Annotated in this window: 11 protein-coding genes; 10 read left to right on the top strand and 1 reads right to left on the bottom strand. The window is 58.1% G+C overall.

What is annotated here, in order from left to right; all coding sequences use genetic code 11:
* Positions 1-198 precede the first annotated feature (198 nt).
* The 9 genes from IVB24_RS39140 (at position 199) to IVB24_RS39100 (ending at position 9,341) form a co-directional block, all read left to right on the top strand.
* Positions 199-483, top strand: a complete 285-nt coding sequence (locus IVB24_RS39140; RefSeq protein ID WP_247774394.1) for a hypothetical protein — start codon at positions 199-201, stop codon at positions 481-483.
* Between the two features lie 137 nt (positions 484-620).
* Positions 621-2,006 carry a sugar ABC transporter substrate-binding protein gene (locus IVB24_RS39135; protein ID WP_247774393.1) on the top strand — a complete coding sequence of 462 codons (1,386 nt, stop codon included), beginning with the start codon at positions 621-623 and terminating at the stop codon, positions 2,004-2,006.
* A gap of 82 nt (positions 2,007-2,088) precedes the next feature.
* Positions 2,089-3,024: a sugar ABC transporter permease gene (locus IVB24_RS39130; RefSeq protein WP_247774392.1), complete on the top strand. Its 936-nt coding sequence runs from the start codon at positions 2,089-2,091 to the stop codon at positions 3,022-3,024.
* Positions 3,025-3,034: 10 nt separating this feature from the next.
* Entirely contained in the window at positions 3,035-3,895 is an 861-nt protein-coding gene (locus tag IVB24_RS39125) for a carbohydrate ABC transporter permease (protein ID WP_247774391.1), read from the top strand.
* On the top strand, positions 3,892-4,833 hold the full coding sequence (locus IVB24_RS39120) for a ribokinase (protein WP_247492019.1): 942 nt from the start codon (positions 3,892-3,894) through the stop codon (positions 4,831-4,833). The genes IVB24_RS39125 and IVB24_RS39120 overlap by 4 nt, the downstream gene beginning before the upstream one ends.
* Entirely contained in the window at positions 4,830-5,600 is a 771-nt protein-coding gene (locus IVB24_RS39115) for an SDR family oxidoreductase (protein WP_026233437.1), read from the top strand. The genes IVB24_RS39120 and IVB24_RS39115 overlap by 4 nt, the downstream gene beginning before the upstream one ends.
* The gene (locus IVB24_RS39110) at positions 5,593-6,420 is read left to right on the top strand and encodes an HAD-IIA family hydrolase (RefSeq protein ID WP_247483890.1); all 828 of its coding nucleotides are present in this window, start codon (positions 5,593-5,595) and stop codon (positions 6,418-6,420) included. Before IVB24_RS39115 ends, IVB24_RS39110 begins: the two co-directional genes overlap by 8 nt.
* Complete coding sequence (gene ugpC / locus IVB24_RS39105; RefSeq protein WP_247774390.1) at positions 6,420-7,532, top strand: sn-glycerol-3-phosphate ABC transporter ATP-binding protein UgpC; 1,113 nt, start codon at positions 6,420-6,422, stop codon at positions 7,530-7,532. The genes IVB24_RS39110 and ugpC overlap by 1 nt, the downstream gene beginning before the upstream one ends.
* 33 nt (positions 7,533-7,565) lie before the next feature.
* The gene (locus IVB24_RS39100; RefSeq protein ID WP_247774389.1) at positions 7,566-9,341 is read left to right on the top strand and encodes a phosphoenolpyruvate hydrolase family protein; all 1,776 of its coding nucleotides are present in this window, start codon (positions 7,566-7,568) and stop codon (positions 9,339-9,341) included.
* Here the strand turns inward: IVB24_RS39100 and IVB24_RS39095 are convergent.
* Positions 9,316-9,990 (bottom strand): hypothetical protein, encoded by a 675-nt coding sequence (locus tag IVB24_RS39095; protein WP_247774388.1) that lies wholly within the window; start codon positions 9,988-9,990, stop codon positions 9,316-9,318. The genes IVB24_RS39100 and IVB24_RS39095 overlap by 26 nt on opposite strands.
* A 1,089-nt stretch (positions 9,991-11,079) precedes the next feature.
* Between IVB24_RS39095 and IVB24_RS39090 the strand changes: the two genes are divergently transcribed.
* Positions 11,080-12,231 carry a glycoside hydrolase family 88 protein gene (locus IVB24_RS39090; RefSeq protein ID WP_247774387.1) on the top strand — a complete coding sequence of 384 codons (1,152 nt, stop codon included), beginning with the start codon at positions 11,080-11,082 and terminating at the stop codon, positions 12,229-12,231.
* Position 12,232 lies beyond the last annotated feature (1 nt).

Here is a 12,232-nt window from a genome sequence, read left to right as displayed (position 1 = left end):
GCTGCTGATATGGTTGAGCCGGCTCATTGAAGGCGAGTATGCGGGCGGTCCAAGCCGCACAAGCTTCTCTAGAGTCTATGTTGCTTGCTGATTGCCGCCATGCACGACGATCTGTCCGGGAATCTCACGACTTCTCCACCTGTGACGGGATGGAGTAGGTGCAGATTCATTTGAGCGCTTTCTCCTGACAGGATTGCCGTGCAGGGCGGCGACCGCTTCAACGCGAATATTGCTGCGCCCATATCTCTTGGCTGCACTAACGCCCATCACATCGCCGCTTGGATCGCGCTCCAGAAGCCGTATATCGTATACGGCAACGGAGCACCGATCGCGATGCTCGCCCTGTGCGCCTTAGTGCTGTTCGTCTCGAACTGGGGTACAAACGCAGCCATCACAGCGCTCGCCAGGCTGTTGTCGTCAACCGGGGCCCATTCCAAACTCCGCTTCTTCCAATTGATACTTCCCAATCGCTCGATTTTTTGACTTACCCAACCTTACCCAATCCGAGCCTCAAAGGCCGCTTTCGTTGGATGCGCGAAGATTAGCCTCGGTAACGCCGCGGCCGCTTGAAGAGGAGGGGGCGCGTGGTTTGCGGGCCAAAGAGCCCATCGGAGGGAATCATGCCAAGGACGCTCGCCGCGTTGCGCGGCCATACGGCTAGTTTTGCAAAGAAAGCTCTCATCTGCTGCACGCTTTTGGCCGGAACGGCCATGGCGTTTTCCCAAGCTAAGGCGGACGACATCAACTGGCGCCAGTTCGAAGGCACGTCGATCGTCTGGGCCTACGACATTCATCCGTATGCCGACGCGGTCGCGGCCCAGTTGCCGGAATTCGAGAAACTCACCGGCATCAAGGTGACGCCCGAACTGTATCCCGACGATGCCTATTGGAATAAGCTGACCATCCAGCTCAGTACAAAATCCCGCAGCTGGGACGTGGTGGGCACGGGCATTCAACCGGCCTGGGATCTCGCACCGGGCCAGTTGCTCGAGCCGCTCGATCGGTATCTGAACGACGCTAAGCTCACGGCAGCGGGCTACGACTACAAGGATTTCTTCCCTGCATTGCGGGATGCGCTGACCTGGAAAGTCAAGGAAGGCCAAATCGAGCCGGGAAGCGGGCAGGTGTGGGCGATTCCGCATGGCTTTGAGAACATCCAGCTGTTCTACCGTAAGGACATACTTGAAAAATACGGCATCGGGGTCCCAACGACTCCGCCAGAGATGTCCGCCGCCTGCGAAAAGCTGAAGGCTGCGGATCCCGCCATCACCCCTTTGGGCGTGCGCGGCGTGCGCTTTTGGAGCAGCATCCACACAGCTGCCATCTCGATTGCCAGGTCCTATGGCGTGCATGATTTCGTCGTCCAGAACGGCAAGTTGGAGACAGGGCTGGATTCGCCCGAGTCGATCGCCTTCCACAAAGACTATGTGGACATGATCAAGAAATGCGCGGCGCCGTCCTTTGCCAATGACAACTGGTACCAGGTCGTTGATGGCATCAATTCAGGGCGCACCGCGATGGCGATTGATTCTAATATGTTCGGGTTTTGGAACGACGTGGCTGGCAAGCCCGCGTCCGGCAAAATCGCGTTCGCACCCCCATTGCACGCTCCGACTAGCAAGAACTTCGAGTCGAATATCTGGATCTGGTCGCTTGCGATGAACGCTGCGTCCCAGAAAAAAGGAGCCGCCTGGCTGTTCATCCAATGGGCGACATCGAAGCAAGTCGAGCTGAACGGCGCCATCGCCGGCAAGCTCGTCAACTCTCCGCGCGCCTCAACCTGGAGCGACAAGGCCTGGCTCGACTATGCGGCAAAGCCAGAGTTCAACAATTTCGTAGACACGTTTAAAACCGTGCAGGAACGGGCGCAACTCGCCTTCACAGCCCGCGTCGGCTTTGCCGAAGCAATGAACGCCTGGGCCGTAGCCATGCAGAAAATGGTCAACGGAGCCGACGTGAAGGCGACGCTGGCCGCACTTGCCTCGGAAATCCGTTCGTCAATGTGAAACAAATGGGGCGGCGAGCTCATCGCCGCCCCATGCATTTTAGAGATAGACTGAGATGGACCTTCGAGGATCCGACGGGCTCGTGACGCTGCAGTCTTCAGCCAGCCCACTTGTTGCGTCAAACGATAAGGCGGTCGCGCGCGCCGAGCAGTCGCATCTTGACTGGTGGAGCATCGCCGCGATAGGGCCGGCGATCACCATATTGCTCGGCTTTCTTTTTCTGTTCTTCTATGGCGTCTTTCAGTCGCTGACGGATCTCAAGTTCGGTCGGCCGCTGGTCCACTTCGTCGGCCTCAACAACTATGCAGCGCTGATCAAGTCGGATGATTTCTGGAACAGCATTCGGGCCACTCTTGTCTACGCCGGATCGGCGGTGGTTGCGGAGGCTGCCTTCGGTCTTGCACTTGCAAAATTGTTCGCGACCGAAGTCATCGTTGCACGGCTGATGCGGCCGGTCATCCTCTTGCCCCTCGTGCTGCCTCCGATGAGCGTAGCGCTCATGTGGACGACGATGATGGACCCGCAAAGCGGAATCCTTAACTATCTGCTCTCGCTTGCAGGAATCGCCCGCTTTGCATGGATTTCAGATCCCAACACCGCAATGTTCTCGCTCGTCCTGATTGACGTCTGGACCTACACGCCATTCTTTGCGCTGATCATTTTCGCAGGCCTTCAGGGTATCAATGAAGAAGTGAGGGAGGCCGCGCGTGTCAATGGCGCAAAAGGGTGGGCAACCTTTGTGCATATCGAGTTGCCGCTGGTCGCTCCCTACATTCTGATCGCCGCGGTGTTTCGGCTGATCGAATCACTCAATCAGTTCGACATCATTTTTGGCACTACGCAAGGCGGGCCTGGAGATAGCACCTCCGTTCTTTCCGTGCGCGCCTACATTATCGCATTCCAGAATCTCGCCTTCGGGCGTGGTGCAGCCCTCATGGTCGTCAACTGGATGATCGTGCTGGTGGGAACGTTCGCCATGGTCAAGCTGTGGCGCGTCGTGCGGCAGCGCGTTAGCTGAGGGCCAACGTATGCGACTGAAACGCGCCGCCTCCGTCAATTTGATCCTGAACCTGCTCGTCGGCATTTGCGCATTGATCCTCGCCTTCCCGCTTGGCTGGATCGTGATGATGTCGCTCAAGCAGCAGGCTGAGGTCATGACCTGGCCGCCGACCTTCTTGTTCTCGCCGACATTGGAAAACTTTCGCGTCTTGTTTGACGTCGCCCAAGCCGGAGCAACCAGCTACGGCACTATCAAGATCGATTTCCTGACCCCGATCACGAACAGCGTCGTCATAGCGCTTGGCTCTGTCTTCGTGTCCCTGCTCGTGGGGGTCCCTGCCGGCTACGTGCTGGCAAGGCGGGACATTCCCCTCAAAGAAGACATTGCCTTCTTCATTCTGGGCTTCCGCTTTGCCCCGGTCCTACTGGTCGTCATCCCCCTGTTCAGCGTTTTCCAGACGATTGGCCTGTATGACACCTATATCGGCATGATCTGGGTCTACCAGGTCGTCACACTGCCGATGATCGTTTGGCTGAGCCGCTCCTATATCGAAGATATCCCAAAGGACATCGAAGAGGCGGCTGCCATGGATGGCGCCAAGCCGGTCAGGGTCGTGTTGCACATCGTGCTGCCGCTTTTGAAACCTGGTCTGATTGGGGCCTCTCTGCTCATCTTCCTGCTCGCGTGGCACAATTTTGCCCTCGGCCTGATCCTCTCTTCGACCAAGGCGCCGGTAACCGTCGCTCTGCTCAAGCTGCTAAACCCGGGCGTGCAATTCTATCCCGTCATGGCGGCAGGATTGGTCGTGACGATGATCATTCCCGTGATCCTGATCGTCATCGGCCAGCGCCACCTGGAGCGTGGCCTTACCTTTGGTGCTGTAAAATGAGTGCCAGGCCGTTGATGTTCTTCGGAACGACAAACCTCGATCTCTGCTTCAATGTCGAGCGGCTGCCAACGCCAGGTGAAAGCCTGATGGGAACGCTGACCCGTCACCCGGGAGGGAAAGGCGCCAATCAGGCTGTGGCCGCGGCTCGGCTTGGCTTGAGACCGCACTTTTACACGCGCCTTGGCGATGATGATGCGGGTCATTGGCTCCTGCAGTCCCTGACAGAGGCCGGCGTTTGCGCCGACGCGATCAAAATCGCGCCGGGCGAAGTCTCCGGCTCCGCTCTGGTCATGGTCGGTGACGACGGCACTAACATGATTGTCATAGATCCCGGCGCCAACCTAAACGTCACGCCGCAGATGATTGAGAACGCCGCGGAATTCATTCAGCACAATGCGATCGTGGTCGCCGAAATGGGTATGCCGGTCGGAGCGCTCAACAGGCTCTTCGAGCTGAAGCGGGAAAAGGGCTTCGAGCTGATCTTCAATCCGGCGCCAGTGAGGTCCGGGCTTCCGTCGACAGCGTGGAGCTGTGTCGATTTCGTCACACCGAACCAGACAGAGGCTTTTGAGCTGACAGGTATCGAGGTCGACGACTTTGAAGGTGCCGCCCACGCTGCGTCCAAGCTTCTTGATCTCGGGCCAGGTGCCGCGCTGATCACCCTCGGGGCACAGGGCGCCTATTATGCTGATAAGACCCGCTCTTTTGCCCTGCGAGCCTTTCCCGTGAGAGCGGTCGATACTACCGCCGCAGGCGATGCCTTCAACGGAGCATTCGCCGCATCACTGGCCGAACGGCTGCCCTTGAGAGAAGCGGTTAGGAAAGCGCTGGCGGTAGCCGCGCTCTGTGTGACTAGACGCGGCGCGCAAAGCTCCATGCCGAGCGCCGAGACCGTTGACGAGTTTCTGAAATCCCAAACGATCCTGGAGTTGGAATGACCGAACAGTTCTCAGTTTCAAACAGAACGGTGCTCGTGACCGGTGCCGGGGGCGGCATCGGGTCTGCCATCGTGAATGCGTTTCGATCTGGTGGAGCGAATGTCCTTGCCACCGATGCCAACCTGGAAACTCTCAGGAGCACTCTGGCAAGCCTGCCCCATGGCAACGGCGTACTACCGATGGCGATGGATGTCGCAAGTGAGGACGATGTTAACAGGGTTCTGGACGCGGTCGCCAAGCACTTTGGCCGGCTCGATGTGCTGGTTAACAATGCGGGCGTCAAATCTGCCCAACCGCTCCTGAATGGCGACGCGGACAAAATCGAGCGGACCATCCAGATCAACTCGGTCGCGGTCCTGCGCTGCTCAAAGCTCGCGATCGAGCGCTTCATGAAGGACAAAGGGGGCCGGATCGTCAACATCGGATCCTCGCTATCGTCCCAAGGTGCAGTCTTTAACTACCAGGCGGGCGGCGCCGACTATTGTTTGTCGAAAGCAATTGTTCACGACCTCACCAAGCTGCTCGCCTATGAATGTGCCCCACACAAGATCAATGTGAATGCCATTGCGCCCGGGATCATCGATACACCGATGCATGGGCGCCCGCGCGAGGAAACCGAGGCACGTCACGGGGGCCGTATCCCGCTCGGACGGGTCGGCGTGCCGGAGGATATCGCAGGTCTTGCTGTTTTTCTTGCAAGTCCTGCAGCTTCCTACATGACCGGGCAGATCGTACACGTGAATGGCGGGATGCTGATGAATGGCTAGTGTCGCTTCTCCCCCCATTTGGCCGCCAGTGGACGGTATCATTTCGGATCTCGACGGCGTCGTCTACCGCGGCAACGCGGCTATCGTCGATTCCGTGGAGGCATTTGGACGGTGGCAGGCGGCCGGATTGCCCATCTGCTTCGTGACGAACAACTCGACGCACACGCCAGCGGATGTCGTCAGCAAACTGGCAGGCCTTGGGCTTGTTATTGCGCCGAAGGACGTGGTCACCAGCGCCATCACCGCCGCCGAGCTCATCCGCGCTACATACCCGGAGTTTGGGCGTATATTCGTCATCGGCGCGCCATCCCTTACGAAAGCCATGACAGACGCGGGGCTCGAGGTGACGGATCGAAAGCCCGACGCCGTGGTCATGGGGCTCGATCGACAAATTACGCATGAGAAGCTGCGGATTGCGGTCGACGCGATCCTAAATGGAGCAGCCTTTATTGGCACCAACCCCGACCTCCTGTTGCCGACGGCAGGCGGGTTCGAGCCCGGGGCAGGAGCTACGATCGCGGCCGTGGCTGCTGCCACGAAAGTGGAGCCTTTGATCGTTGGTAAGCCGGAGCCGCATATGATCGAGACTGCACTTTCCCGCCTGGGCACGGTACGCAGCGCCACCTTGATGATCGGAGACCAGATTCAAACTGATATTCAGGCTGGCAAGAGAGCAGGGCTTCCGACCGTGCTGGTCACGACCGGCGTGCCGCCCCGAGATGATCCCTCACTGGTATCGCCCGATTTCATCGTGTCCAGCCTGTCTGAGGTTGGGATAGCCCGAGCCACCATTGGAAGCCAGCGACCGAGGAGAGCGTGATGGCCGATGTTCGCCTGGAAGGTATCAATAAGGCCTATGGGACGATCCAAATCCTGCGGAATGTCGACCTGATCATTGAACATGGCGAATTCGTCGTGTTCGTTGGACCATCGGGTTCCGGCAAGTCGACGCTGCTCCGAATGATCGGAGGGCTCGAGCGTATCAGCGGCGGGCGGCTCTTGATCGACAATGAAGTCGTCAATGACGTTGATGCCGCCGACCGAAACATCGGCATGGTGTTTCAGAGCTACGCACTCTATCCGCACATGACCGTGCGCGAGAACCTTGCCTTCCCCCTGCGTATGGCCAAAGTTCCGAAGGCCGGGATTGAGGCCAGGGTCACCGAGACTGCATCACTCTTGCAGATCGATCATCTGCTGGAACGTAAGCCTCGGCAACTTTCAGGCGGACAAAGGCAACGCGTAGCTATTGGGCGTGCCATTGTACGCGAACCCAAAGTGTTCCTGTTCGACGAGCCGCTGTCGAATCTAGATACTGAGTTGCGGGTGCAGATGCGGGTGCAGATTGCCAAGTTACACAAGCAGCTTGGCAACACCATGATCTACGTGACCCACGATCAGGTTGAGGCAATGACAATGGCCGACAAGATCGTCGTACTCAAGGACGGCAATATCGAGCAAGTGGGCAGTCCGCACGACCTCTATCACAATCCGGCATCTCGCTTTGTCGCCGGGTTCATCGGATCGCCTAAGATGAATTTTCTCAGCGGCCACATCGAATCAGCGCACGCGACGGGCATGGGCGTCAAGCTCGATGCAGGCGCGACAATCCTCGTTCCCGTCCAGCCGAACCAGTCGCTTGTCGGCAAGCCGATCACGGTCGGAATTCGCCCCGATGATTTCTCTCCATCCGCGGCGGAGAAGACCGATATTGGGATCGAGCTCGACGTCGATTTCGTCGAGCATCTTGGCAGCGTCACCTACATCTACGGCAATGCTGGCAGAGAATCGATGGTTGCCAAGGCACCGAACGCGGCGGCGCCCAGTAGGTCGGGCAAGGTTCGTCTTGCGGCTTCGCCGGCGGACTGCCACCTCTTCATGATGAACGGAAATGCGCTGCGACGGTTGCATGCGCCGGCAAATTGGAGCTAGCCTTCCGACCTGCCCTGCAGGAGGCGGGACGGCATGCACACGCGGGTGGACCAGGTCAAGGGCGGCGGGATCAGGCGGTTCTTCCGGAACTCTCGTTCTTTTGTACTCGGGGCGGGGATCGGATCAGGCATGGCCGCCAGAGCTGCCGAGCGGGCGGGCGCGGATTTCGTGCTTGCGCTCAATGCTGGCCGGTTTCGCGCAATGGGTGGCTCTTCACCTGCCTCAATTCTTCCGATCCGCAACAGCAACGAATTCGTGGCTGGCTTCGGTCGGACCGAGATCCTGCCTTCAACGAAATTGCCAGTCTTTTTCGGGGCCTGTACCTTCGATCCAAAGCTCGACATCGACCGCTTTCTCGAGCGCATCATCAGCTGGGGCTTTTCCGGAGTCACCAACTTTCCTTCCGTGATCCACATCGATGACTACAGAAGATCTCTGCTGGAAAAGTCCGGCCTTGGCTACGAGCGGGAAATCGAACTCCTGGTCAAAGCTGCACAACACGGCCTGATGGCAATCGGCTATACGCGCACCCAGCCCGAGGCAAGGCGCATGGTCGAAGCCGGCGTCGAGGCCATCTGCATCAATTTCAATCTCAACCGGCCGATCGAAAGCGGATGCGACCCCACGATCAGCCTGTCCGAGCTCGCCGCGCGCACAAGCGCTGTTGCTCGCGTCGCTCAATCCATCGACAGGAACACGATCTGCCTGATGGGGGGCGGGCCAATCACGAAGCCTGACGAACTCCTCGATATCTGCCGCGAAACAGGTGTTCAGGGCTTCATCGGCGGCTCGTCGCTCGACCGCGTCCCGTTGGAAATGTCGGTCCTTGAGGTGACTTCAGGCTTCAAGACCATTCACTTGTTGCGGGAGAAGGTCGATCTTCTCGAGCGTCAGCTCCAACTGAGCGGATTCAGGCACGGTGTGATCGCGCAATCCTCAATCATGAAGCGCGTGCTCGAGACCGCAAGGCGCTTGGCAGGCCATCCCAGTCCTGTGCTGGTGTGGGGCGAGGCGGGGTCAGGAAAGCGACGAATAGCCAGTCTGGTCCACGCCTTCAGCGACAAGAAACTGATCAAGCCTGCGCTGTTTCAATGTCGGCCCGGCCCAGCCATCGATACGGTCGGCGTCCTGTTCGGCGCCGGGCAGACTGAGACCAGGCGACGCCAAGTGTCGCTCCTGGAAACCGCAACGGATTCTACGATCCTGCTCATGCATGTCGATCAATTGTCCCGGGACGGGCAAGAGCGTCTTGCCGACTATCTAGAAACCGGCAGTTTCACGCCGCTGAATAGCGTAGCACTGGCACGTTCCTCTGCGCGGATCATTGCAACTGCAACCGTTGCTCGCGGGGGGGCTCTTAACGCTGTACTATGCCCTCGGCTTGTTGCGCTATTTGCCGGGCTGGATATTGGGTTACCCCCGCTGCCCGATCGTCTCGAGGACCTTCCGCAACTTGTTCAGCATTTCACGGTGGAGGCTAAAGGAGATTCGAATGCCCAGACGCTCGGTATAGAAAATTCTGCGTTCTTGGCGCTCGCAGGCCACAACTGGCCGGGCAATTTGAGAGAATTACGCCAGATCGTGAATCAGCTGGTGACGTTGCAACAAACGCACATTACGGCTGATGTCCTGAGGCCACTCTTGACGGCGTCATCACCTCTGAAGCCGACAAGCGCGTTCTCCGAACGCGAGTGGATCATCGAGGGCTTGAAACGAAACAAGCTGCATCGAGGGAAGACTGCCCGGTATCTGGGGCTTTCAAGAAAAACTCTGTACAACAAGATCAAGGGGCTGAGGATCTTGGAGTAGCAGTTGCCCTCTTGTTTTTGCCCACCGGCCGCCTTGAAGCTGTCACGTCCAAGAGCGCGAACTTCGGGATCGACGACCCCTGTTGGTCAAGCCTGGCCAATTCCATCTCGTCGCAAATCCTCAGCGCGAGAGCCGTTTCCGGCAAGTAGACAATGCCATGGAGATGCGGACCAAGTCGTCTCTCTGCCGATATCATCGCAGCATCATCGGCAGCGGCGAACAAGATCTTAAACCCCAGGCTAGCAAACCATTCCATGCGCCGAAGTTCGAGCTCCTGGCTGGAATCGACCGGTTCGCCAGCCGCAGATCGCTCAATCATGGACGCTGGTGGGAAATTTACTACTCCGCTGACCCCAGCTTTTTTCAACGCTTCGGCAACGTCCTCCCAACACGCGAACGGATCGATCATCATGATGGCCGCGTACGTGTGGGCGCGCGTTATCTCGGAAACGTTTTGCAAGCCGCGCAGCAGACAGTCATTCCAATCGATAATGGGCAAGGTAGCCATCACGAGTATGGAGCCCTTCGGAAGGCTGCGCAAAGATGGTGCGTAGATTTCCAACGACGCACCTTTACGGCCGACGGGCAGAAGACTGGCAAGTTTCCCGACGCCTGTCACTTTCAACGCATTATACCCGATTTTACTCATCGTATCATTCGCCGATCTTACACGTGATTTGAACCCGGTCTACATGTGAGCGCACGCCGGATCCGCTGGCAGACCGGGCTTGTCTGCTTCCTCCCTCGACTTAAGCCGCTGTTGGAGAAGTCCAGCAGCGGCCTCTTTTTCAGGCTCCGGGCCAGTGAGGGCATGCGATGCCACCCATTCCGTCAGAAGCTTTCCGAGCAGGCGTGCTTTTTTGAACTGCGGGGGACCATCTTCGAAGCACTCGCAGGAGTGTGGCTCCATCCGGTCCTTCCGCGGACATACTAATCAGATTGCAGGTAAAAGCAGGTCGGCATTCTGCGTGCGACACCCGATAAGTCTGTACGGCGCGGCGATCTCCTCCTAGTCGAAGTCCTCGATCCCGGACACAACTAGGACGGCGATGGAGAAGCACGCAGACTTTCTTGGTGCTCAAGATAGAACTTGTTCATCTTGGCTATGACCTGCGGAATGTTCGTCTCGAACGATCTACTGAAGCTGGTCTCTCATGTCGGCCGAGGCGCTCGCAGGCTCGACGCACCTGCAGGTCTTCGTTCCAATGCTCGTTGATATCTGCTCAGCCTCCACGCGCGTCAGTCTCGGAAGGGTGATCTTCGGCATGTCCGGCTTCCTCTTAGGCACGACAGAGGGTTGACCAATTGTAGAGCTCTTGCCGGGTGGCGCCGCCCGATCTTCGTACATTCCGACCGCGAAGCGTCCGGCCAGATCGTAGCCGAAACTTGTTGGGCGTTGCGTTAGCCTTGTGAGGACGAATTCGCGCGGCTCCTGCAGGGGGAACGTTCGCAGTATTCGAGGCCGATGCCCGTTGCGACTCGGACCGATAGCCGGTCGCGAGTGGCCATGTGAGCGCCGTTTAGGACAGCGATCGAGACCGTCGCACCAATCGTGACCCGACGAGCAATTTGGCAAGCAAGTGCGGGCTAGTCGGGCGACCATAAGAGGGCAATGCCCCGATGTCAACCAAGAGAGCTGAACCAATCCGCAATTGATATATCTCAATAATCGTGCAACCCTTGCCATGTGTATGGAGTGGCCACTGAGGCGCCCGATAAATGGCAATAAGGACGTGAGATGACTAGGAACTGGGATGAAGCGATCGAGCGCATCAAAGATCGCATTCGTTCGACAGCGCAGCAGGTGGGCGATGGTTTCCCGCATTGGGCTGATCCAAATACCGGAATCTGGAAAACGACAGCTCATGGTGATTGGACCGGCGGCTACTGGCTCGGAATGTTGTGGCTTGCGTCGCGAGACGAGGAAGGCGAGCGCTACAAGCATTTGGCTGACGAAGTCTGTAAGCGTCTCGTATCCCGCGTAAATGCCGACACAGCCTTCAAGGCTGCGACGTTCTACTACGGTGCCGGCCTGGGGGCGCTACTCGGAGGAAGCAAGTCAGCGCGAGAGTTGGGTCTCGCGGCGGCAAGAGACATCAAACATCGATTCGACCCCAAGCTGGGTTTGGTGCCGCTCGGAGCGAATGCCGAAGAAGGATCACATGTTGGAGCGACCGCAAGCAGCATCGATAGCTTGGTCGTATCTCTGCTGCTCTTTTGGGCTGCAAGGGAGTCGAACGACAGCCAAATGCTGGACGTCGCCGCCAAACATACAGCCCGGGTTCTCTCAATCCATCAACGAGAAGATGGTGCCTTCGTTCAATCCTCTTCCCTAGACGTGCAGAGTGGCGAAGTGCTTCAACGCTATACGCATAAGGGGTACAGCGAAAGCAGCGTTTGGGCGAGGGCGCAGGCATGGGGCGTGCTGGGTGCGACCATCAGTTGCCTCTCGGGAGGCATCGACGAGCGCTTCCTTGCTGCCGCAGTCAAGGGTGCGGATTGGTGGATTGATCACGTGCCAGCCGATGGCATTTCTTACTGGGACTTCAACGATCCTTCGGCCCCGAATACTGAACGAGACACAGCCGCGAGCGCCTTCATGGCATCTACTCTGTTCAAGCTGAGTTCGGTCGCGCCCTGTGAAGGCAAGCGTCAAAAATACAAAGATGCTGCGGAAAAGACGGCCGCCGCTCTCGTCGATGGCTATCTCACCCCGTTGGGAGACGATGACAACAGACCCGTCGGCATGCTGGTCGAGGGCTGCTTCAACAAACGGAAAGATTCTCGGCCCGAGGACTACGTCAAAAATGCCGAGCTTATCTTCGGTAGCTATTATTTGTTTGAGGCGCTGCTGATGCTCAGCGGTCGCCTGCAGCCCTCTGAGGTGTAAG

Source organism: Bradyrhizobium sp. 192, assembly GCF_023100965.1.
GTDB classification, from domain to species: Bacteria; Pseudomonadota; Alphaproteobacteria; order Rhizobiales; family Xanthobacteraceae; genus Bradyrhizobium; species Bradyrhizobium symbiodeficiens.
The sequence above is the reverse complement of the archived record's forward strand: the minus strand, read 5'-3'. Positions and strand labels throughout refer to the sequence as shown.

What these genes read in the sequence shown, in the direction of transcription:
- IVB24_RS39135 (WP_247774393.1), top strand. Translation starts at nt 621, where the DNA reads ATGCCAAGGACGCTCGCCGCGTTGCGCGGCCATACGGCTAGTTTTGCA.
- IVB24_RS39115 (WP_026233437.1), top strand. Translation starts at nt 4,830, where the DNA reads ATGACCGAACAGTTCTCAGTTTCAAACAGAACGGTGCTCGTGACCGGT.
- IVB24_RS39100 (WP_247774389.1), top strand. Translation starts at nt 7,566, where the DNA reads ATGCACACGCGGGTGGACCAGGTCAAGGGCGGCGGGATCAGGCGGTTC.
- ugpC (WP_247774390.1), top strand. Translation starts at nt 6,420, where the DNA reads ATGGCCGATGTTCGCCTGGAAGGTATCAATAAGGCCTATGGGACGATC.
- IVB24_RS39090 (WP_247774387.1), top strand. Translation starts at nt 11,080, where the DNA reads ATGACTAGGAACTGGGATGAAGCGATCGAGCGCATCAAAGATCGCATT.
- IVB24_RS39120 (WP_247492019.1), top strand. Translation starts at nt 3,892, where the DNA reads ATGAGTGCCAGGCCGTTGATGTTCTTCGGAACGACAAACCTCGATCTC.
- IVB24_RS39110 (WP_247483890.1), top strand. Translation starts at nt 5,593, where the DNA reads ATGGCTAGTGTCGCTTCTCCCCCCATTTGGCCGCCAGTGGACGGTATC.
- IVB24_RS39125 (WP_247774391.1), top strand. Translation starts at nt 3,035, where the DNA reads ATGCGACTGAAACGCGCCGCCTCCGTCAATTTGATCCTGAACCTGCTC.
- IVB24_RS39095 (WP_247774388.1), bottom strand. Translation starts at nt 9,990, where the DNA reads ATGAGTAAAATCGGGTATAATGCGTTGAAAGTGACAGGCGTCGGGAAA.